The sequence below is a fragment of the Rickettsia amblyommatis genome, assembly GCF_002078335.1.
In the GTDB taxonomy this organism is placed as follows: domain Bacteria; phylum Pseudomonadota; class Alphaproteobacteria; order Rickettsiales; family Rickettsiaceae; genus Rickettsia; species Rickettsia rickettsii.
Genome location: NZ_CP015012.1, coordinates 576,940 through 598,555 on the forward strand (window position 1 = coordinate 576,940; position 21,616 = coordinate 598,555).

Consider the following 21,616-nt stretch of genomic DNA (forward strand, 5'->3'; position numbering starts at 1 on the left):
TTTCTTCTTAGAGGATATCAGTAAATAAATTTTAATTACTAATATCCTCTAAACTCCACCTAGCTTTTGGACAGAAATTCAAAGGAGTAAATAACTTATTATTGTAACGCTCAAGTCCTGCATATGCAATCATTGCAGCATTATCGGTGCATAAGTGGATAGGTGGATAAATAAGCCGATAACCATATGTTTTAGCACAACTACTTAATATTTCTTGTAAATATTTATTAGCAGCGACACCGCCGGCAATAACTATATTCTTCTTATCAAAATTATTTGTTATTTGTTCATATGCTCTAATAGCATCTTGTACCTTACTACTTAGAATTTCTCCTATAGTAAATTGAAAACTTGCCGCTATATCATTGATTACAGTGTCATTAATTTCCTTTAAATTCATTATTAAAGTACGCACGGCAGTTTTAAGCCCTGAAAAGGACATATTGCAATTACCGCTGTTAATTATAGGTTTTGGAAATTTATATTTATGAGGATAGCCAAGTTTTGCTCTTTTCTCAATTTCAGGTCCTCCGGGAAAAGCTAAGTTTAGCATTTTGGCTACCTTGTCAAAGGCTTCGCCTACGGCATCATCTATAGTAGATCCTAGTATTTTATATTTTCCGAGACCTAAAACTGCTACAAATTGGCAATGTCCGCCCGAAGCTAACAAAAGTAAATAAGGATAAGGAATATTATCGGTTAGTCTTGCGGTTAAGGCATGACCTTCTAAATGATTAATTGCAATAAAGGGTTTTTTTAAAGCACTGCTTAGCGATCTTGCAAACATTGATCCAACTATAACACCGCCGATTAAACCTGGACCGGAAGTTGCGGCAATTGTACTAATGTCCATTAATTTAGTGTTGCTTTCTTTTAAAACATTTTTTAATGCTTTATCTAGATGCGATAAGTGAGAACGTGCAGCAATTTCAGGTACTACCCCTCCAAAAACTGCATGTTCTGTATTTTGTGAAATGATTATATTAGATAAGATTTCTCGATTTTCGGTGATTATAGAAACAGCTGTATCATCACAGCTTGATTCTATACCTAAAATTTTTATCATTCAAATTGAAACTAATTAGAGGCGTTGTTAAGTAAAAAGTGATAGTTTGCGTCATTGTGAGAAGGTGTTGCCCACGTGGATACCGATGTCATTCCCGCGTAGGCGGGAATGACATAACAGGACCCATGCGACAACACCAACACTCGCTTGCAATCACGATATCTATCTTTATTTAATAATGCCTAATTATTAGATACCTTTAAGGTATTTAATTGATTATACAGCTTATAAATAGATTGTTCGGCATCAATAATTTTTTTATTAACTATTTTTAATAGTTTTGCCGAAGGTTTTTCTGTTATTTGCGTTACAGAACTTACTTGCTCCGCTAAATTTTTAAGTGATTCTTGTATTTCTACAAAAGATTTTTTAAATTGTTCTTTAATAGTAATAGATGATTCTTCAAGCTCTTTAATTTTTAAGCATAGATTTTCTAATAAATGATCTATTTTAGTTTGCATTAAAGTCAATTTTTGCTTTTGTTTTTCACTAAGATAGCTTAAAGTTTCTTGCATTTTTGCCTGTATACGTACTTTTGTAGTACGTTCAAGTTCTGAAGCTAAACCGATTTTACTCATTAAAAATATTATCCATTTGTGAACGTCAAAATGATACCATTTTGCACCGTTACGATAATCTGAAGGAAAAGCATGATGGTAATTATGCCAATTTTCACCGAGTAAGAATAATGCCATCCACCAAATATCTCCGGCAGTGCCTTTGTAATATTTTTTACTACCGGCAAAGTGGCATAAAGAATTAACGCAGAAGGTTGCTTGCTGCTGTAGGAATCTACCGAGCCCCATAAATAAAAATCCTGCATATGTCGATTGTATAGTACCGCCGACTAAGTAACCGATAAATAAAGGCACGACAATATTCATAAAAGCTGCTATTTGCCAATAATATTTGAGCTGCCATTTTAATAAATTGTTGTTCCCGTGCTTAGCCCAAGTAATGCGATCAATAGACTTATAGCTACCGCTTCCGACTAGCATCCATCCTATATGAGACCACATAAAGCCTAAAAATTTATTATCAAATTTTAAAGGAGTATGCGGATCTTGGTCTTGATCCGTATATCTATGATGTTTATAATGATTCGATGCCCAAGATAAAGCTGGTCCTTGTAATGTTCCTGCAGACAGCATAATTAAGACAAACTCGGCATATTTATTTATTTTATAGGCATTATGAGACCATAACCTATGCAAACCGATCCCAACGGTAATATTATTAATATAATAACTAGCAATTATAAAAATAACTTCAGTTAGCCCTATTCCATAATCAAACGAATATTTAACTACAAGAGAGATAATAAAAATAGGATAAAATATTAAAGCAAATAAAGCGGGCTTATTTAGTTTACTTAACATAAAATTTACAGTTTTTAGTTATAAAAATTGGTAACGAATAAAGTATTATACATACTTAATGCATAAATACAAAGAAAATTTTGACAATAAAATTCTAGTTATCCTTATTTAGACAATAACCGATAAAACTAACGGTTGTAATAATTAAATTGTCTTTCCCTAAGGCCTCTCTAATCCTATTTATATGAACATCTAAATATTAATAGATATTAACATATGAGATATTCATTAAAGGTCTCTTCACTTTCCCATAAATATTTTATTATTGCTTGACGCGAAAATACTTTATTTGGAACCTGAAAAAAAGTCGTAAAATTTTAAACTCAGTAGGACCTAGACGAATATCCAGTCCGTCTTTGTGTACTTTTTCAGTATTTAAATCAATATTTAGATTCTTAAATTTAATAATATTATCTTGTACAACTGACTTGGAACGTCTCAATAAGCTCTTTTAAAGTACCTACTATTTGCTCAGATAAGAAGGGCTTATAAAAAAATAGCACGTTATCGTCTATTTCTGTTAATCAAAATGTTATAGGCGTTTTAATTTTTCTAACGTTATTTATTGTTATTAAAGGATTTTCTTGTAATTCTGCACTAATAATCATGATAGCAAGCGGCTGACTAAAAAATAAGTTAATGCTTTTTCTAGAGTTGAAGCCCTCATTATATTATAAATCCTGCTCTCTCTCTATCATCACTTAAAGAAATATTAACACTTTTTTTCTTCTATAATTAAAACTTCAGGTAATAGCTTATCAAACACTGAATTAATCTTCATTAATATTTAGTAAATAATTAAAAATTTTTGTAATAATTTTCTAATTTATTAGGGTTTATAGCAAACTTTTTATAAAAATTTTTAAAGATAATACTTGAATTTAATAGTTTTAGTTGCTATAAATAGCTTTATTTTAAAGTTTGTTTGTTGGAGATTCTTATATATCATGAGCTTTTATGAATCAGTTTTTATTATACGCCAAGACGTATCGTTAAACGATATAGATCAAATCGTTGATGATTTTGCTAAAATTATTAAAGATAATAATGGCACTATCATAAAAAAAGAATATTGGGGGTTAAGAACTTTAGCTTACAAAATCGGTAATAACAAAAAAGGACATTATTATTTTTTAGGTCTAGATATTACTGGTAATGTAAAAGAAGAGCTAGAAAGAAAAATGAAGCTTAACGAAAATATCATTAGATTTCTTACAATTCAAACAGATTCAATTAGTAGTGAACCTTCACCGATATTAAGAAATCAGAGTACAGAAAATACTCCGGTAGTTGACGTAACGATTAATAATTAAATTTGTAAGAATTAAGGTTAAAGAATGTTAAAAAGCAATAATGCTAGTGAAACAGCTGCTCGCAAGGTAGGAGATAAAACTGCTAAAAAAGTATTTTTTAGAAGACGTAAAGGATGCCCTCTTTCTGTGCCTAATGCACCTGTTATTGATTATAAAAATCCTGAGCTTTTAATAAGATTTGTCTCTGAAGGCGGTAGAATGTTACCAAGCAGGATCACAAATGTTTGTGCAAAGAAACAAAGAAAGCTAAATAATGCTATTAAAATTGCAAGAATTTTAGCATTATTACCTTTTGTATTTCAAGCTAAATAAAAGGCATAATACATGGAAATTATATTAATAAAACCCGTAAGAAAATTAGGTAAAATTGGCGACATACTCAAAGTAGCAGACGGGTTTGGTCGTAATTATCTTTTACCGCAAAAATTAGCTATTAGAGCTACTGAGCCTAATAAAAAGCTAATAGTTAAACAAAAACACGAATTTGAAGCAAAAGATAAGCAAATAAGAGAAGAAGTAGAAAAAATTAATGCTCTTATTAAAGATCAAAAATTAGTTTTTATCCGTCACACATCAGATGACGGTAAACTTTTCGGTTCGGTTACTAATAAAGAAATAGCCGATAAATTATCTGAAAATGTATATTATAATATTTCTCATTCAAATATTATTCTTGATAAACAAATTAAGTCTACCGGAATTTATACAGTTGAAATAAGACTCCATGCAGAGCTTAATGCTATAGTTACGGTTATTGTTGCAAGATCAGAATCAGAAGCACAAGATTATTTACGCGAACAAAAGACTGAAACTTCAGAAGATTTAGCTGAGTCAGCATAAATTTTCTTTATCATCTAGTTGTGTGGTTTTTTGTTACCATTGCAAAAGCAGAGCATTGTTGTATGGATTGAGAAACTTGCGCGATGTCATTCCGCGTAGGCGGGCATCCAGCATAAAGCGAGATAAATCGAGCTTTTAATTTCAAAAATTTGCTGTATTTATACCTTTTTTCTAGATTCCTGCTTTCGCAGGAATGACATAAGAGCCATGCAACAACGTCCCTCCTATGCGGAAATGACATACTACTACGTTTTGACCACAATATCCAAACACTTTAAATACTAACATTTTTCAACCATGCTATATGAAAAATTTGAGTATAATATCAATAATCTAATAGGTAATTTTGGCTTATCTAAAATATCGATTGCAGTATCTGGTGGGAGCGATTCGGTAGCACTTCTTTATCTTGCTAATATTTGGGCAGAAAAAAATAATATAGAATTATTTGTTATATCGGTTGATCATAACTTACGGGAACAGTCGAAGCAAGAGACCCATTATATCCAAAATATCAGTAATAGTCTAAATCGCAAGCATTATAGTTTATCTTTTGACCATCAAAATAATTTTTCCAATTTACAAGCAAGAGCAAGAGAAGGACGCTATGATTTGATGACAAATCTATGTCTAGAACTCGATATATTAGTACTTTTAACTGCTCACCATGAAGATGATTACGTAGAAAATTTTTGTTTAAGATTAGAGCGTAATAGCGGTATATTTGGACTTAGTAGCAGTAATATCAATTGGTATAATAATATACAAATAATTAGACCGCTATATAATATTCCAAAAAGTGAATTAGTAGAATATTTAGTCAGTCATAATATAGAATGGTTTGAAGATGAGTCAAATTCATCTGATAAATATAGACGAAATGTTATTAGGCAAAAATTAGCTAAAAGCGCAGATTATATTAGACATCTTTCCAAACCAGCTTATAGAGAGGAATTTAAAGGAGACACGGAACGCAGCACCGCAGCGTACACAAGCGTAGGTGAGGAGGCATTGTTGCGTGGACCGGTAAAACTCACTGTGTCACCCCGTGGCTTGACCACGGGGTCCATAAAAACAATAAAAAGTACTAATAATTTTAGTATTTTTAACTGGATCCCGTGGTTAAGCCATGGGATGACAGAGGTAAAATTAATCCACGCAACAATGTCACGTGAGGATGTGAGTACCGGAACGGCGTCTAAATTACCTCTAGAAGCGAAGTTTGGAAAAATGTCTAAAGCCGCAATAATCTCACAACAACTTAAAACCAACAAACTTATAGAAAACGAGTTTAAGCCTAAATTAATATCGGCGATAGCTGAAGCGGTCAAGATTTTTGAATATGGCTTTGCTTTTCTTGATTTAGTTAAATTTGATAAGTTTTCAAATGAGGTGAAAGTACAAATAATTAATTTTTTACTGATAATAATTAGTGGACAATCTAGAGTAGCTCGTTTTTATTCGGTAGAACCTATTTTGAAATTAATTACTCAAGACGTAAACTTTAAGAATACACTTCATGGCTGTATAATTAAGCGTATACAAAACGAGTTACTTATATACAGGGAATTCGGCAAAAAATTACCTGAGAGTAAAATATTACTAGATAAATCCGTTATTTGGGATAATAGATTTTGTATCACAAAAAATCAAGAAACTCCAAATTGTTTTGTAACTCATCTATCGTTAGAAGATTATAAAATAATAAAGAAACAATTAGATTTAGAACCTTTGAAAAATCTATCCTGCAAAAACCACAATGCAGTTTTATTGACCTTACCTATCATTAAAATACTTGAAAAAGTTATAGCAATACCACATATATCATATTATGATAACGACATGTGGAACTTTGAAGTATCTTTTGCTCCAAATTTTGTATCTCGTTTCACCCATTTTTGTTAACACCGGTATTTAAGAGGTCTGTAAATAAATTTTAACTACTAATTAAAATTTATTTACAGACCTCTTATACCAATAAAAATTTTTATTAGGTTTTATATCGATGAATAATCAAGGTAGAAGTATTTTAGCTTGGGCAGCACTTTTTGTTTTTGTAATATTAATTTTTAATGTGTTCCAATCTGACGGTTTACTTGGCAGAAGAAATAATATAACTTTCTCGGATTTTTTAACACGAGTTGATGAAAAGACCGTTAATTCGGTAAAAATTCAGGGTAGAGTAATTGAAGGCAATTCAAATGACGGCTCTACTTTTCACACTTATGCTCCTGATTATCCTGATTTAGTAAATCGTCTTACTAGCAATGACGTTAATATTGAAGTAGTACCTCTTGAAACAAGAATGAATACCTTTTTAAGCTTTTTAATTTCTTGGTTTCCTATGCTTTTATTGATAGGTGTTTGGGTTTTTTTCATGCGTCAAATGCATGGAGGCGGGAAAGCCATGGGGTTTGGAAAATCTAAAGCGAGGTTGCTATCAGATAAAGGACCAAAAATTACCTTTAAAGATGTAGCAGGTATCGATGAAGCAAAAGAAGAATTAACTGAAATAGTAGATTTTTTAAGAGATCCAAGCAAGTTCCAAAAGCTTGGCGGTAAAATACCGAAAGGCTGCTTACTTATAGGTCCTCCCGGAACCGGTAAAACACTTCTTGCTAAAGCAATTGCAGGTGAGGCTAATGTTCCGTTTTTTAGCATATCCGGCTCTGATTTTGTTGAAATGTTTGTAGGTGTTGGTGCAAGCCGTGTGCGTGACATGTTTGAACAGGGTAAACGTAATGCTCCTTGTATTATCTTTATCGATGAGATTGATGCGGTAGGTCGCCATAGAGGTATCGGTATGGGTGGTGGCAATGATGAACGTGAGCAAACCTTAAACCAAATGTTAGTCGAAATGGATGGATTTGAAGCAAACGAGGGAGTTGTGATCATTGCAGCTACAAACCGTCCTGACGTTCTTGATCGTGCATTACTGCGTCCCGGTAGGTTTGATCGTCAAATTGCCGTTGCAAACCCTGATATAAACGGTCGTGAGCAAATTCTAAAAGTACATTTAAAGAAAATTAAATATAATAGTACGGTACTAGCACGAATTATTGCTCGCGGCACCCCGGGCTTTTCCGGTGCTGAACTTGCTAACCTAGTTAATGAAGCTGCTCTTATTGCTGCAAGGCTTGGTAAGAAAGAAGTAGATATGCACGACATGGAAGAGGCAAAAGATAAGGTGCTGATGGGAGTTGCACGTCGCTCTATTGCAATGTCGGAGAAAGAAAAAAGGTTGACTGCATATCATGAAGGCGGACATGCATTAGTAGGACTTTATTGTCCTGCAGCATCACCTATTCATAAGGCTACGATTATACCACGTGGTAATGCTCTTGGGATGGTGCAAAGACTTCCTGAAACTGATGAATATTCTCAGAATCGTGAACAGATGGAATCATCTATAGCAGTTTATATGGCAGGAAGAGTAGCGGAGGAAATTATTTTCGGTAGAAATAAAGTTACCTCAGGAGCTTCGTCGGATATAAAGGGTGCAACTAATATTGCAAGAGCGATGGTTACAAAAGCAGGTTTAAGTGATTTAATAGGACCGATATTTCACGGTTCAAGTGGTGACGATATGTATGGTAGACAACCTAATAATGAAACCTCGGAAGCTACTGCAGAGTTAATTGATGCTGAAGTTAAAAGAATTATTACGCAAGGATATGAATTTGCAAAAGATATTTTAACAAAACATATAGATCAACTTCATACCTTAGCAAATGCTTTAATTGAATATGAGACATTGTCCGGTCAGCAAATTAAAAATTTACTTAGCGGTAGAGCTTTAGATTCAGAAGAGGAGAATAAATTTCCTTTTAATGGTTCATCTACTATAAAAATAGATAAAGAAAAATCACCTGAGAAAACAAAAACAACTAAAGCTAAAAAAGAAAATTCCGCTTCCTAAGTTTAGTAGTATAATTTATGTATAAATTTATAGATTTATTTTGTGGTATCGGTGGTTTTAGAAAAGCCTTGGAAATAAAGGGTCTTGAGTATGGAATATACTCGATCAACTTCAAAAATTGGCTACGTCGTTCTACAAGTATTGCGGTACTCACGTATTAAGTATACGCTGCGTTCCTCGTCTTGTGAACTCCTGGCTCTTTTTGAAGTTGATCTTCGTATATGGATTGCTAGCTATAAATATCGTCATTGTGAGTAGGCATTGTTGCATGGACCAGTAAATGCTCTTGTGATGTCATTCCCGTAGAAGCGGGAATGACATCGGTATCCACGCTGGCAATACCTTGTGAGTAACTGTAAGTAGCATGGCAACCTAGAGACATTAATGTCATCCACGTAACAGGTATGAAAGATTGTGAATTAGCTGATTATTTTGTATAGTTCTAAAAACAAATTTTAAGAGAGTACTTAAATGGCAGAGTTAAGGTTACCGCCAAATTCAGTAGTAAAAAAAGGTAGAGAGTATAAAGAACACGAGGAAATGCTTAAACCTAGAAAGATAAAAATTTATAGGTATGACCCTGATCTTGATGAGAATCCTACTATCGATAGTTTTGAGATAGATTTAAGCAAAACCGGACCGATGGTTTTAGATGCTTTAATTAAAATCAAAAACGAAATCGATTCTACTTTAACTTTTAGGCGTTCTTGTCGGGAAGGAATTTGCGGTAGTTGTGCAATGAATATTGACTGTACAAATACTTTAGCATGCATAAAACCAATAGAAGATATATCAGGCGATATCAAAATCTATCCGCTTCCTCATATGAAAGTAGTGAAAGATTTAGTACCTGATATGTCGCATTTTTATGCACAATACGAATCTATAGAACCTTGGCTCAAAACCGATAGCCCTACCCCTTCAAACTCTGAAAGATTACAGTCGATTAAAGACCGAGAAAAGCTTGACGGTTTATATGAGTGTATATTATGTGCTTGTTGTTCTACTTTTTGTCCTAGCTATTGGTGGAACGGTGATAAATATTTGGGTCCTGCGATTTTATTACAAGCATATAGATGGATTGCCGATTCAAGGGATGATAATACCGGTGAACGTCTTGAAGCTTTAGAAGACCCATTTAAGCTTTACCGTTGCCATACGATTATGAACTGTACTAAGACCTGCCCGAAAGGCTTAAATCCTGCTAAAGCTATCGGTAAAATAAAAAGTTTAATTGCAGAACGTCACGGTGTGTGATTCTTAATTAATTACTTTTAAAAATGATAAAATAATGAAAAAAGCAATTATTTTCTGTTGATTGTAATAATACCATGACACAAGGTGACATGAATTTTATTGTGTCGCTGCAGAATATAGGAAAGTTGATAAGAAACTAAATTAAATATACCAAGAAATATTAAAACATATTTCAGACAAATAAGAATAAGTTAATTTACTTAAAAAATCCCAAAATTTATGGATTAAGTACCGAGATGCTGATTATGAATTTCGAAGTTTTGGGGTTTATGGCGGTTCCGTATATCCAATGATACTGCTTATGTGTCTTACAGGAAAAACCGAAGAGCGTATAAAAGAATTTGAAGCCATGCTGAAATGTGAAGAAGGGGACTTAAGTTGTCCATTTATAATCAAGACTCAAAACCTAAATTAATTCATAATTTGTAATACTTTAAATAATTCTCCCATTTGTTTCGGTGATATTAGTCTTTCTACCTGTCTTTCTATTATTTGTGCCTGCTTAGACATCTTTCCAAACTCTACTTCTAGAGGTAATTTATACGTCGATTCGATACTCGCATCCTCACGTACTAAAGTGTACGCTGCGGTGCTGCGTTTCGTGTCTCCTTTACATTCCTCTCTATAAGCGAATTTGGAAAGATGTCTATCATTAAGCTTGTCTTGCAATGTTTGTTTGCGTAATAAGATTCCGTTTTCTATTAAAAAATCTCGTTGCGATATTGTATCTATTACGTTTATTTTGCTGTTTTTAGCTACCGTCTTTAATGCATAAAAATCCACATGTGCCGATAAATCGGCTTCTCCAAGATTTTCAAGGATGGGGCAATATTTATGGTTTTTAACCGCTTGTAATGTTTGATTATATTGATATCTAGTTCTACCATTCGGAGCTATATCATAGCCGTAATCTATTATTAAGCCACTGCCGCTTAGTCTTTTTAGATGCTGCGCTATAAATTTTATAATTTCTATCGATTGATAAGATTCTTCAAGTACTGCCCCGTCTTTTGCTTCAATATGAGTACGCAGCAGATATTCTTGTAATTGCTTATTAACGCTTATTTTATCGTATTTAATTCTTTCGTCTACCGGTTGCACTACAAATATTCTTTCATACCATAATTCCTTGACTTTAATATATTGCTTTATCGGTATAGCATCAAAGAATTCGTTAGCTATTATTATAGTAGGTTTTTTTGGTATATCTTCTACAAATGATTGATGACTAATCGGTAAATTAATATCTTGTAAATTAGCCTTTTGATGAGCAATAAAATTTTTATTAATTTCTATTAGTTCAATTGATAAAGCTTTATAAAATTCCGGTACTAATTTTGCAGTACGTAGTAAATCACGCATTAATAGACCTCGACCAGGACCAAGCTCTACTAAACTAAGACTTTTTGGGCAGCCAATTCTTTGCCACTCTCTGATACACCATAAGCTGATAATTTCACCGAATAGCTGTGAAATTTCAGGAGCCGTAACAAAGTCACCTTCGCTAGCCAATGATTTTACTTGCTTATAATAGGAAGTAGGATTTAAGTTTAATACCTCCTGCATGAGGACATCGCAAGTAATATAACCGTTTTGATCAATTAATTGTCTTATTTTGGATTCGATTGACATATTAAATAACTTCCTAAAAGTAACATAGGTACAGATAAAATTTGTCCCATAGTTAAGCTATCTAAAATAAACCCGATTTGTATGTCGGGTTCTCTAAATATTTCAATAGTGATTCGGAAAAGACCGTAAAATGTTAAAAATATTCCTGAGTTTAAACCGCACTTTTTAAGAGTTTTGTGCTTAAATGTTGTATATGCTAAGATACTAAATAATACTAAACCTTCAAAAAAAGCTTCATATAATTGACTAGGATGTCTTGGCATCAAATCGCTATTCGGAAAAATCATACCAAAAGAAGAATTTGTAATACGTCCGTATAGTTCGCCGTTAATAAAATTAGCGATTCTACCTAAAAATAATCCGATAGGTACTACAGGGGCTATTATATCCGTGAGACTTAAAAAATTAATTTTATATTTTCGGCAAAACAAATAAGCAGCAATAATCACCCCTAAAGCTCCGCCATGGAAAGACATCCCGCCTTCATAAGTTTTTAAGATATCTATTGGATTTGAAAAATATCTAGAAGGGTTATATAATAAAATAAACCCTAGTCTGCCTCCGACTATTATGCCTATAACGGCATAAGTAATGAAATCTTCTAGATTTTTTTTGGTAATTTGAGGCTTAAATTTTTCTATAATTTTATTTGCATAGAACCAGCCTAGCAAAATTCCTATTACATATGAAAGAGAATACCAAGAGATAGCAAGTGGACCTATAGAGAAAATAATTGGATTGATATTAGGAAATGTCATAGATAAATAATTCATTTAACGTCTGAGTTACGGAAAATTACGTAAGTAATTGATGAGGTAATTCAGTTTTTTATTATTTTTATGGGTTGCTGCAGCTGCTTCGTGGCTTCGCAATGACAGTATCTATATTTGCTTAGCAATACCAAATTCTTTTGAGTTAAAATTATTGATAAAAATAAAATTCTTAGTAATAATAAAAAAGACTTAATATTTATAATAATAATGATAGGTAATATATGCAATATTTAATGGATCTATATCATACCTCAAGTACTGAGTTAGTATTATTGTTTGTTATGTTAGTATCTCTTATACCGGTGATATTTCTAATTAAAAGATTAATTTTTATTCCTGTAAAAAATTATTTAACTAGACATCATTATGATGATTATGAAAGGATAAAAAAATATCCTATATTTCGTTATTTATTACATACTTTATTAGCACTTTACTTTATATGTTGGGGAAATATTTTTCATCATACTTCTTTTAAAGCACATGTATTACTGGGAATCAAAGATATTATAGTAATCTTATATACTGGTATATCTGTGACGATGTTATTATTAACGCTTATAGATGCTTTTGCAGATCTGTATCACAACAGAATCAAAGCCATTACAAAAAATGCACCGCTTAGCTTATATTTTCAAATATTAAAAATTATTGTCATAGTTATTGCAGCAATGGTAACTATTTCATATATATTAAATATTTCGCTTAGTACATTCTTAACAAGCTTAGGTGCAGCCGCAGCTCTTTTAACATTTGTTTTCAAAGATACCGTTTTAGGATTACTTGCAAGCTTACAACTAACTACTCAAGAAATTATTAATATTGGAGACTGGGTACGTATAGGCGAAATTGAAGGAACAGTTGAAAAAATTACTATTTCCGTAGTAACAATTAGGAATTTTGACAAATCTATTTCCACAGTTCCTACTTACAGCATTTTAAATTCTAACATAACTAATTATAGAGGAATTAGTGAATCAGGAGCAAGAAGGGTAAAGAGAGTATTTAATATTAATATGGCAACTATTAACTTCTGTGATGATACTATTTTAAAAGCACTAAAAAAATCTCCTTATATATCAAAGGATGTAATAGATAAAATCACTCTTGATAAAGAAGAGAAAGATTTAACCAACATTAAACTATTCAAATTATATATTCAGGAATATCTAAAAAATAATCCGGCAGTTTATACCGAAGGGTTTACTTTTCTAGTAAGACAGCTTGAACCTACGATTAATGGGTTGCCTATAGAAATATATATCTTTGTTAAAGAAGTAAATTTAGTAGGTTATGAAAATATACAGGACAACATTTCTGGACATTTCATTTCTATACTTCCTGAATTTAAATTAAAAATATTTCAGAATGTAGGAGTGGTATAAATATATCCGAAGTAAAATGAAAAGTAGTAAAAATAAAAAAATAAATTAAATTTGTATCCAAGATGGAAGTCGTCTTTCATCTTGGATATTCACTACTTTTGAAAGCAAAGAAGTATATATACTACTTGATTATTGTCTCTAAATGCTTTAAAACTTAAAGCTTTAAAAATATTAAAATTTAAGACCTAGGAATGAATAATAATATAATTAATTTAATAGCCGCTATTATACTGTCTTTAAGTATAATTTTCGGTTGGCAGTATTTTGTTGTAAAACCTGAAAAAAAAAAACAGCAACAGCAAATAGCAGTGCAGAAAGCAGAAAATTTAAAGAAACAACAGTTAAAAGCTTTAGTCGAACCTGCAACTGGTATTGTTGTTCAAGAAGAAAGTCAAGTACAGCGTATTAAAATAGAATCTGAATCACTCACCGGTTCTATTTCATTAAAAGGACTTAGATTTGATGATTTAGTATTAAAGAAATATAAACATGATTTATCTAAAAATAGTCCTGAAGTGAGATTATTTTCACCGGCTAATACAGAAAATGCATATTTTGCTGAAATTAGTTTAGTTAGTAATTTATCTAGTGTAAAACTCCCTAACAACGATACTATATGGAATAGTGATAGTGAAATATTAAGCCCTGAAAAACCTGTTCATTTATTTTGGGTTAATGAAGACGGAGTTAAATTTTTAGTTACTATTACTGTCGATGAAAACTATTTATTTACTATAGAGCAAACCATCGTTAATAATAGTGATAAAGAACTTCCTGTGCAATCTTACGGTTTAATAAATCGTAAATATATTGCCGTAGAGAAAGCGGTGAATATATTACATCAAGGACCTATCGGGTGTATAGACGAGAATCTTAAAGAATATTCTTATGATGATATTAAAGATAAGAAAAGTGAAAAATTTGTAGCAAGTAAGGTTGACTGGATAGGAATTACCGATAAATATTGGTTATCTTCCTTGATTCCGGATAAATCAAGTAATTACAGCTCGAATTTTAATTATGCTCTTAAGCAAGGGACTGAAAGATATCAGGTAGATTTTATTTCACCGGTACAAATAATAAAGCCCGGCGAAAATTTTTCAATTAAAAGCAGAATTTTTGCCGGAGCAAAAAAAGTAGACTTGCTTGATAAATATGAAAAGCAATATGATATTAAATTATTTGATAGAGCTATTGATTTCGGCTGGTTCTATATAATTACCAAACCGGTTTTCTACGCCATGAATTTTTTCTATGGCTATGTCGGTAATTTCGGTGTTAGTATATTAATTGTTACGGTTATAATTAAGCTATTAATGTTTACTTTAGCCAATCAGTCTTATCGTTCGATGAAAAAAATGAAAAATTTACAGCCGGAAATCGATAGGATAAAAAATTTATACAGTGATGATAAAGCACGTTTAAATCAAGAAATTATGGCTTTATATAAAAAAGAAAAAGTAAATCCGGTAGCTGGTTGTTTACCTATACTTGTTCAAATTCCGGTATTTTTCTCCATCTATAAAGTATTGTATGTAACTATTGAAATGCGGCAAGCACCGTTTTACGGCTGGATTAAAGACTTATCTGCACCTGACCCTACTACTATTTTTAATTTATTCGGCTTATTACCGTTCTCGCCGCCGTCATTTTTAATGATTGGAGCATGGCCTATTTTAATGGCTATTACTATGTTCTTACAGCAAAAAATGAGTCCTGAACCTGCGGATCCGATGCAAGCTCAAGTAATGAAATTTATGCCGCTAATTTTTTTATTTATGTTTAGTAGTTTTCCTGTAGGACTTTTAATATATTGGTCTTGGAATAATATTCTATCCATCATTCAACAATATTATATTAATAAATTTAATTAATTAATGAGAATAGATAAAAATTTACCTAATTATCTAACTATTGCTCGAATAATGGTAATTCCAGTGATTATACTGGTATTTTATATAAATAATTCACTTGCACGTAAACTTGGGGCATTATTATTTGCTTTAGCTAGTATTACGGATTTTTTTGACGGTTATATTGCAAGAAAATATAATTTAGTTACAAGTTTCGGCAAGATGTTTGACCCTATAGCAGATAAGCTACTTGTAGGTTGCGTTATTATCATGCTACTAAAAAAAGATAATGTAGATGAGATACCTTGCTTATTAATTTTAGCACGAGAATTTTTAGTTAGCGGTCTTCGGGAATTTTTAGCTCTAGTAAAGGTTAGTGTGCCTGTATCGCGACTCGCTAAGGTAAAAACGTTTTTACAAATGTTTGCTTTATCGATATTGATACTAGGCTCAAAAAGTTCAGGAATTATTTATTTAGATATAGTAGGGGAAATAATTTTATGGATTGCCGCTTTTTTAACAATCATTACAGGTTATTCTTATTTTAAAGCCTGTAAGAAATATTTTTAAATAGGAGAATTTTATGATACATGTAAAATATATAATTTTAGGGTTTATTATGGTGTCTAGTTTAAATCTTTACGCTGCTAACAATGATATAATTGCCAATAAGAAAGTTGTAAAGGTAGAAGTAAGTAATGAACATTTAAACAGATTAAATGAAGCTTCTACTCTTTTAATTAGTTGTGTAGATTTTAGATTAATAGACGAAACAGATAAATTAATGAAGCAATTAGGATTAGAAGATAATTTTGATAAAGTATCACTGCCCGGTGCATCGCTTGCCCTCGTTAACGACAAATATACTTATTGGGGAAAAACAATAGAAGATACTATTGAGATTTTGCAAGAATTACATAACATAAAACAAATTGTTTTGCTTGATCATAGAGAATGTGGAGCTTATAAAATACTTATAGGTCAGGAACAGCTAAATACCAAGGAAAAAGAAACGGCAGCACATGCAGCAATTTTAAATAAGGCCCGTGATATAATAAAAGAAAAATTCCCCCAATTAAAAGTTTATACTTTTTTAATGGGTCTTGATGGTGTAGTAGAGCAGATTTATGAAATACCTAGCTAAAAGCGGAGTTGTTGTATGGATAGGTTTATCCGTCATTGCGAGGAAATTGCGTAGCAATTGACGAAGCAATCTCAGGAGTTTGTTATTATTTCATGAGATTGCCGCACAGCAGCCTACGGCTGTTCGCAATGACGATTTTTGACCCGCACAATAACGGCTAAGCAAAGTAATTTATTTTGTATCTTTGCTCTTATTATCATTAGAATCAGCAGTATTATTCTTTTGGTCGTTTTCTGCCGGTAGTTTAGAGATAGATAGTTTTTGTTTATATTTTTGTTGCTCTGCTAAAAAATTTTGAGCCTCTTTGGAAAGGCTGTTATATAGTTCACGTTTCTTCTTATTAATCTTGACTATTGCTACTCTATATTTTTGTATTTCCTCCCGTACTTCCGGTTTTATAGTACCAGCGTAAGCAGAAAAATCATCTATAATTTTTTGTGTTGTAACATCGTTAGTTTTTGCTACATCTTTTTTTTTTGAGCCGTCAGAAGTTGTACTATTGGCAAAGCAGCTTGTACTAAGTAAAATAGCTATTCCAAATATTATTTTTTTTATCATATAAACCTTAAGCCTTATTCTTGATAAGTAGACCATTTTTAAGTCTAATAGTCAATAGACTTCTTTTGGAACTCTACTTCTAGGGGTAATTTGTACGTCAATCCGGTACTCGCATCCTCACGTACTTTTTTATACGCTGCGGTGCTGCGTTCTGTGTTTCCTCAAAATTCCTCCCTATAAGCGAGTTCGAAAAGAAGTCTATTATATAATAGAAATTATATGTATTTTCTATATGTATTTTATTGTTTGGTGAGTATAAATATACTAATAGTTGGGAAAAATATAAAATGATGAAAAATATACAATATTATAATAATAACGCTCAAGAGTTTTATAGCAGAACAATCAATACAGATTTGTCTGATAACTATAAAGCATTTACTAGCTATTTACCTGAACAAGCTCATATTTTAGATGCAGGTTGCGGAGTTGGTCGTGATACAAAATATTTTTTAAGTCAAAGATATCAAGTTACTGCTTTTGACGGTTCAACTGAAATGGTTAAATTAGCTACAAAAGAAACCGGAATAGATGTACTGCACTCCACTTTTCAAGATATCGATTTTAAGGAGTCGTTTGATGGTGTTTGGGCTCAAGCAACTCTCCTTCATGTACCTATAATGAAACAATCAATGTGTATAAAAAATTCATGCTGCATTAAAGCCGGAAGGCATTTTTTATGCTTCTTACGGATACAGTTCATATACAACGTGATGATCGCGATTTTTACAATATGTATGAAGATACAATAAAACCTTATTTTAACAGACTTTTTGAAATAGTTAAAATATGGACGGAAAAGAGTAAGAGATTCTCTCCAAGTAAATAGGCATTATGGTTAAATTTTATTGTTAAAAAAAGTAAAACAATATAATTAGATTAGTTTACTTATTTCTTGCTTTAATAATCAGTTTTAAAATATACGCAAAGGAATATAAAGGTTTAACATATAATCGTTATGAAAAAGATAAGCATGTGATTCATGTGTTAACTATTGATCCTAAGAATTTTGGGTTAAAACTAGTTAAAGCTCATAATCAGGTTATAGGCAGAGAAACAATAAACGTTATGGCACACCGCACTAATGCAGCTGCTGCTATTAATGCCGGATTCTTTGAAATCGCCGGTAGTGATGACGGCAGACCAAGCCTTACTTTAATGATTGACGGCAAGCTATTTAGTCTTAGAAAACAACTAAAAGTTTGTTAATTATAGATCAGGGCAATATTCAAATTACCAAGGCTAGTGCAAAAATTTTAGTAGAAATAGGCGATAAATCTGTTATTCCAAATCAAGTTAATTATTTTTCAAACCTAAAAGATATTACTTTCTATAATGATGTTTGGGCGTCTACCACATTAACGTCGTATACTAACAAAGAAATTTTAATTGATCAGAATAGGTCTAATTTTATTGTTACGGCAATAAGCAAGCATGGTGATAATCAAATTCCATAGAAAGGCTTTATATTGTCCTTTCCACAAGAAACAAGTTTGCCGGTAGTAAATATAAATGATTCTGTAAAGTTAAATTTGGAATTTATCGATAAAGACGGTAAGTTTATAAATTTAAGTAACACTGATTCAATAGTAACCGGTATTCCCTTATTGGTTCAAAACGGTAAAAATGTTGTAGATAATCCAAAGCAAGATGATCTGGCTCATGCTCGTACTGCCTTAGGAGTGCGTAATACGGTGGCGGTTCTTCTACATTATTCATGGGCGGAAAAATTATAAATAATGTAACAGGTGATGAAGATGAAGCTTTAGGCAAGCATCTCGTGCGTCCTGTATCCGATGCAATAGTATTATACCAAATAATATAAAGTAAATTTACGTTGCCTTAACATGGAACAATGTCCTTCTTGCGAAGGCAGGAATTCAGTAATTAAAAGATATAAATTTTAATTTTTCATATTAAAAGCTCGGATAATTTCGCTTTTTTCTAGATTCCCGCTTTCGCGAGAATGACATACTCAAATTTTAGTTAGAATGATATTTGAGATTTAGAGAACTCTAAGATTTTATATTTTCCTGCTCCATTGCTTTTTTACGCATTTCTAAATATTCTTCTTTAGTCATTATTTTTTTGGGAGCTACATAATCTAAAAATACTTTTCCGTTTAGATGATCGATTTCATGCTGGATAACTCTTGCTAAAAATCCTTCTGCGATACCTTGAATTTGATTTCCATTTATATCATATGCGTGATAATGAATTTTCTTGAATCTTGCTACCGGTCCTGTAGCATTTTCAACAGAAAAGCATCCCTAGTAATCTTTATGTTTATCAATACCTATCGGTTTATATGAGGGGTTAATCCAAATAGTTTTAGGCATTGTATCCTTAAGGTTAGGACGCCATTTTTTTAACTCTGCATCTTCATGTACTGCAAATATTATTATACATTTTGATATGCCTATTTGTGGTGCAGCAAGTCCTGCACAATTTTCTTCTTGATCATATTTCTTTTCTAAAATAGATATATCACGTAAATCTTCTGAAGATAACGGAAAGTTTAAAGTTTTTGCCTTTATTCTAATAGTTTTACCCTCTGAACTAATTTAAGGTTTGAATGTTCAAAGTTACATATTGCGGTAATGAAATATTGTTTTCATTTTTCATATTACTTTTACAACCTGTTATAAAAATTATAGCAGTTAATAATAGAGCTGTTTTTAATTTGGACATATATTTTATTATAATAATTTATAAATAGAAAATTATAGATATAAAATCAAGTAAATAAATTGTCATATTTCTTTTACGCATCCTATAGTTAATAATTTTATTTAATTTCTTTTGAGAAAAAATCAATAGGTTTGACTTTTCTAACATATTCTAGTACAATATTTATCTTCAAAATAAATAGAAAAAATTTAATTTATGAGTACTTCCAAAAGTGACAATTATCTCTCGGAACTAAGAAAGGTAATTTGGCCTATAGAAAGATATGAAAATAAGAAGTTTCTTCCTATGGCGTTTATGATGTTCTGTATTTTATTAAACTACTCAACGCTTCGTTCAATTAAAGACGGGTTTGTAGTAACGGATATAGGGGCAGAAGCAATAAGTTTCTTAAAAACATATATAGTACTACCTTCTGCCGTAATCGCTATGGTAATTTATGTTAAGCTCTGTGATATTTTAAAGCAAGAAAACGTGTTTTATGTTATTACTTCATTTTTCTTATGGTATTTTGCATTATTTGCGTTTGTTCTTTACCCCTACCCTGATTTAGTTCATCCTGATCCTGAAACCATAGAATCTTGGAGTTTAGCTTATCCTAATTTCAAATGGTTTATAAGAATAGTTGGGAAATGGAGTTTTGCATCTTTTTATACTATGGCAGAGCTTTGGGGAACAATGATGCTTAGTTTATTATTTTGGCAATTTGCTAACCAAATTACTAAAACCGATGAAGCTAAACGTTTTTACTCAATGTTTGGTTTACTTGCTAATTTAGCATTGCCTGTAACATCCGTAATTATTGGATATTGTTTACATGAAAAAACTCAAATAGTTGCAGAACATCTAAAATTTGTGCCTTTATTTGTTATAATGATAACAAGTAGCTTTTTGGTAATATTAACATATAGATGGATGAATAAAAACGTGCTAACCGATCCTAGACTTTATGATCCGGCATTAGTAAAAGAAAAGAAAGCTAAAGCTAAAATGTCATTAATAGACAGTTTTAAAATGATCTTTACTTCTAAGTATGTAGGTTATATTGCATTGTTACTTATTGCTTACGGTGTTTCAGTAAATTTAGTTGAAGGTGTTTGGAAATCCAAAGTAAAAGAATTATATCCGACGAAAGAGGCTTATACCATATATATGGGTAAGTTCCAATTTTATCAGGGTTGGGTTGCAATTGCTTTCATGCTTATAGGTAGTAATATTTTAAGAAAAGTATCATGGCTAACTGCAGCTATGATAACTCCATTAATGATGTTAATTACCGGTGCAGCGTTTTTTGCATTTATCTTTTTTGATAGTGTTATTGCTATGCATTTAACAGGTATTCTTGCTTCAGGTCCTTTAGCACTTGCTGTTATGATCGGTATGATTCAAAATGTTTTAAGTAAAGGTGTAAAATATTCTTTATTTGATGCCACTAAAAACATGGCGTATATTCCGCTTGATAAGGATTTACGAGTAAAAGGGCAAGCTGCTGTTGAAGTTATCGGAGGAAGATTTGGTAAATCAGGCGGTGCTATTATTCAATCTACATTCTTTATTTTATTTCCTGCATTTGGTTTTGTAGAGGCAACTCCTTATTTTGCTTCTATATTCTTTGTAATAGTAATATTATGGATATATGCCGTTAAAGGTTTAAATAAAGAGTATAAAGTTTTGGTAAATAAAACCGAAAAATAGAATTTGTTAAAATTTAATATTATAAAAAACAAGTCTAAGAGTCAGCAGTAAATAAATTTTCATTAATAATTAAAGAGCTTTTTTGCTACAAATTATAAGATTTTTGTGAAATAT

General features: G+C 31.6%; 20 protein-coding genes and 3 pseudogenes. 16 read left to right on the forward strand and 7 right to left on the reverse strand.

Annotated elements, in window-relative coordinates; translation table 11 throughout:
* Positions 1–31 precede the first annotated feature (31 nt).
* The gene (gene tsaD, locus A3305_RS03325) at positions 32–1,066 is read right to left on the reverse strand and encodes a tRNA (adenosine(37)-N6)-threonylcarbamoyltransferase complex transferase subunit TsaD (protein WP_014391748.1); all 1,035 of its coding nucleotides are present in this window, start codon (positions 1,064–1,066) and stop codon (positions 32–34) included.
* A 182-nt stretch (positions 1,067–1,248) separates the two neighbouring features.
* Positions 1,249–2,445, reverse strand: coding sequence for an acyl-CoA desaturase (locus A3305_RS03330; protein WP_014391749.1), 1,197 nt, complete (start codon positions 2,443–2,445; stop codon positions 1,249–1,251).
* A 947-nt stretch (positions 2,446–3,392) separates the two neighbouring features.
* Here A3305_RS03330 and rpsF point away from each other — a divergent pair.
* From rpsF to A3305_RS11485, 7 genes and pseudogenes are all read left to right on the forward strand, one after another.
* Complete coding sequence (gene rpsF / locus A3305_RS03345) at positions 3,393–3,758, forward strand: 30S ribosomal protein S6 (RefSeq protein ID WP_014391751.1); 366 nt, start codon at positions 3,393–3,395, stop codon at positions 3,756–3,758.
* 24 nt (positions 3,759–3,782) lie between these two features.
* Positions 3,783–4,070, forward strand: a complete 288-nt coding sequence (gene rpsR / locus A3305_RS03350; protein WP_014391752.1) for a 30S ribosomal protein S18 — start codon at positions 3,783–3,785, stop codon at positions 4,068–4,070.
* A 12-nt stretch (positions 4,071–4,082) separates the two neighbouring features.
* Complete coding sequence (gene rplI / locus A3305_RS03355; protein ID WP_014391753.1) at positions 4,083–4,598, forward strand: 50S ribosomal protein L9; 516 nt, start codon at positions 4,083–4,085, stop codon at positions 4,596–4,598.
* 297 nt (positions 4,599–4,895) lie between these two features.
* On the forward strand, positions 4,896–6,503 hold the full coding sequence (gene tilS / locus A3305_RS03360) for a tRNA lysidine(34) synthetase TilS (protein ID WP_014391754.1): 1,608 nt from the start codon (positions 4,896–4,898) through the stop codon (positions 6,501–6,503).
* A 100-nt stretch (positions 6,504–6,603) separates the two neighbouring features.
* The gene (ftsH, locus tag A3305_RS03365; protein ID WP_014391755.1) at positions 6,604–8,517 is read left to right on the forward strand and encodes an ATP-dependent zinc metalloprotease FtsH; all 1,914 of its coding nucleotides are present in this window, start codon (positions 6,604–6,606) and stop codon (positions 8,515–8,517) included.
* A gap of 471 nt (positions 8,518–8,988) precedes the next feature.
* On the forward strand, positions 8,989–9,774 hold the full coding sequence (locus A3305_RS03375) for a succinate dehydrogenase iron-sulfur subunit (protein WP_014391756.1): 786 nt from the start codon (positions 8,989–8,991) through the stop codon (positions 9,772–9,774).
* Between the two features lie 74 nt (positions 9,775–9,848).
* Positions 9,849–10,189: pseudogene (locus A3305_RS11485) on the forward strand (lysozyme inhibitor LprI family protein).
* On the opposite strand, the gene A3305_RS03385 reads toward A3305_RS11485, so the two are convergent.
* Together A3305_RS03385 and lgt are read right to left on the reverse strand one after the other, a co-directional pair.
* Positions 10,186–11,406, reverse strand: coding sequence for a class I SAM-dependent methyltransferase (locus A3305_RS03385; RefSeq protein WP_014391758.1), 1,221 nt, complete (start codon positions 11,404–11,406; stop codon positions 10,186–10,188). The pseudogene A3305_RS11485 and the gene A3305_RS03385 sit on opposite strands and share 4 nt — an antisense overlap.
* Complete coding sequence (gene lgt, locus A3305_RS03390; RefSeq protein WP_014391759.1) at positions 11,385–12,164, reverse strand: prolipoprotein diacylglyceryl transferase; 780 nt, start codon at positions 12,162–12,164, stop codon at positions 11,385–11,387. The genes A3305_RS03385 and lgt overlap by 22 nt, the downstream gene beginning before the upstream one ends.
* 236 nt (positions 12,165–12,400) lie before the next feature.
* Here lgt and A3305_RS03400 point away from each other — a divergent pair, with 236 nt between their 5' ends.
* The 4 genes from A3305_RS03400 (at position 12,401) to A3305_RS03415 (ending at position 16,561) form a co-directional block, all read left to right on the forward strand.
* The gene (locus A3305_RS03400; protein ID WP_014391760.1) at positions 12,401–13,564 is read left to right on the forward strand and encodes a mechanosensitive ion channel family protein; all 1,164 of its coding nucleotides are present in this window, start codon (positions 12,401–12,403) and stop codon (positions 13,562–13,564) included.
* Between the two features lie 191 nt (positions 13,565–13,755).
* A complete protein-coding gene (gene yidC, locus A3305_RS03405; RefSeq protein ID WP_014391761.1) occupies positions 13,756–15,438 on the forward strand; it encodes a membrane protein insertase YidC in 1,683 nt (560 codons plus the stop codon).
* A gap of 3 nt (positions 15,439–15,441) precedes the next feature.
* Positions 15,442–15,987, forward strand: coding sequence for a CDP-diacylglycerol--glycerol-3-phosphate 3-phosphatidyltransferase (gene pgsA, locus A3305_RS03410; RefSeq protein WP_014391762.1), 546 nt, complete (start codon positions 15,442–15,444; stop codon positions 15,985–15,987).
* A gap of 13 nt (positions 15,988–16,000) precedes the next feature.
* Entirely contained in the window at positions 16,001–16,561 is a 561-nt protein-coding gene (locus A3305_RS03415) for a carbonic anhydrase (protein ID WP_041860478.1), read from the forward strand.
* Between the two features lie 171 nt (positions 16,562–16,732).
* Here the strand turns inward: A3305_RS03415 and A3305_RS03420 are convergent, their stop codons facing one another.
* Positions 16,733–17,119, reverse strand: coding sequence for a hypothetical protein (locus tag A3305_RS03420; protein ID WP_014391763.1), 387 nt, complete (start codon positions 17,117–17,119; stop codon positions 16,733–16,735).
* A gap of 50 nt (positions 17,120–17,169) precedes the next feature.
* Positions 17,170–17,319: pseudogene (locus A3305_RS03425) on the reverse strand (palindromic element RPE1 domain-containing protein); the annotation flags it as partial.
* A gap of 87 nt (positions 17,320–17,406) precedes the next feature.
* On the opposite strand from A3305_RS03425, the gene A3305_RS03430 reads away from it, so the two are divergent.
* The 4 genes from A3305_RS03430 to A3305_RS03440 all read left to right on the forward strand — a co-directional run bounded on the left by A3305_RS03430 (position 17,407) and on the right by A3305_RS03440 (position 18,855).
* Complete coding sequence (locus A3305_RS03430; protein WP_226983991.1) at positions 17,407–17,871, forward strand: class I SAM-dependent methyltransferase; 465 nt, start codon at positions 17,407–17,409, stop codon at positions 17,869–17,871.
* Between the two features lie 232 nt (positions 17,872–18,103).
* On the forward strand, positions 18,104–18,328 hold the full coding sequence (locus A3305_RS10350; protein WP_226983992.1) for a hypothetical protein: 225 nt from the start codon (positions 18,104–18,106) through the stop codon (positions 18,326–18,328).
* Entirely contained in the window at positions 18,322–18,576 is a 255-nt protein-coding gene (locus tag A3305_RS10355; RefSeq protein ID WP_226983993.1) for a hypothetical protein, read from the forward strand. Before A3305_RS10350 ends, A3305_RS10355 begins: the two co-directional genes overlap by 7 nt.
* Positions 18,577–18,588: 12 nt before the next feature.
* Positions 18,589–18,855, forward strand: coding sequence for a phosphodiester glycosidase family protein (locus tag A3305_RS03440; RefSeq protein WP_226983994.1), 267 nt, complete (start codon positions 18,589–18,591; stop codon positions 18,853–18,855).
* Positions 18,856–19,134: 279 nt separating this feature from the next.
* On the opposite strand, the pseudogene A3305_RS03445 reads toward A3305_RS03440, so the two are convergent.
* Positions 19,135–19,810 (reverse strand): annotated as a pseudogene (locus A3305_RS03445) (peptide deformylase).
* 195 nt (positions 19,811–20,005) lie between these two features.
* On the opposite strand from A3305_RS03445, the gene tlc1 reads away from it, so the two are divergent.
* A complete protein-coding gene (gene tlc1 / locus A3305_RS03450) occupies positions 20,006–21,502 on the forward strand; it encodes an ATP/ADP exchange transporter Tlc1 (protein WP_045799376.1) in 1,497 nt (498 codons plus the stop codon).
* The last annotated feature ends 114 nt before the right edge of the window (positions 21,503–21,616 follow it).

Coding starts and splice junctions, on each gene's coding strand:
- A3305_RS03375 (WP_014391756.1), top strand. CDS start 8,989: ATGGCAGAGTTAAGGTTACCGCCAAATTCAGTAGTAAAAAAAGGTAGA.
- A3305_RS03415 (WP_041860478.1), top strand. CDS start 16,001: ATGATACATGTAAAATATATAATTTTAGGGTTTATTATGGTGTCTAGT.
- pgsA (WP_014391762.1), top strand. CDS start 15,442: ATGAGAATAGATAAAAATTTACCTAATTATCTAACTATTGCTCGAATA.
- rpsF (WP_014391751.1), top strand. CDS start 3,393: ATGAGCTTTTATGAATCAGTTTTTATTATACGCCAAGACGTATCGTTA.
- A3305_RS03330 (WP_014391749.1), bottom strand. CDS start 2,445: ATGTTAAGTAAACTAAATAAGCCCGCTTTATTTGCTTTAATATTTTAT.
- A3305_RS03385 (WP_014391758.1), bottom strand. CDS start 11,406: ATGTCAATCGAATCCAAAATAAGACAATTAATTGATCAAAACGGTTAT.
- tsaD (WP_014391748.1), bottom strand. CDS start 1,066: ATGATAAAAATTTTAGGTATAGAATCAAGCTGTGATGATACAGCTGTT.
- rpsR (WP_014391752.1), top strand. CDS start 3,783: ATGTTAAAAAGCAATAATGCTAGTGAAACAGCTGCTCGCAAGGTAGGA.
- rplI (WP_014391753.1), top strand. CDS start 4,083: ATGGAAATTATATTAATAAAACCCGTAAGAAAATTAGGTAAAATTGGC.
- A3305_RS03430 (WP_226983991.1), top strand. CDS start 17,407: ATGATGAAAAATATACAATATTATAATAATAACGCTCAAGAGTTTTAT.
- tlc1 (WP_045799376.1), top strand. CDS start 20,006: ATGAGTACTTCCAAAAGTGACAATTATCTCTCGGAACTAAGAAAGGTA.
- A3305_RS03420 (WP_014391763.1), bottom strand. CDS start 17,119: ATGATAAAAAAAATAATATTTGGAATAGCTATTTTACTTAGTACAAGC.
- yidC (WP_014391761.1), top strand. CDS start 13,756: ATGAATAATAATATAATTAATTTAATAGCCGCTATTATACTGTCTTTA.
- lgt (WP_014391759.1), bottom strand. CDS start 12,164: ATGACATTTCCTAATATCAATCCAATTATTTTCTCTATAGGTCCACTT.
- A3305_RS03400 (WP_014391760.1), top strand. CDS start 12,401: ATGCAATATTTAATGGATCTATATCATACCTCAAGTACTGAGTTAGTA.
- tilS (WP_014391754.1), top strand. CDS start 4,896: ATGCTATATGAAAAATTTGAGTATAATATCAATAATCTAATAGGTAAT.
- ftsH (WP_014391755.1), top strand. CDS start 6,604: ATGAATAATCAAGGTAGAAGTATTTTAGCTTGGGCAGCACTTTTTGTT.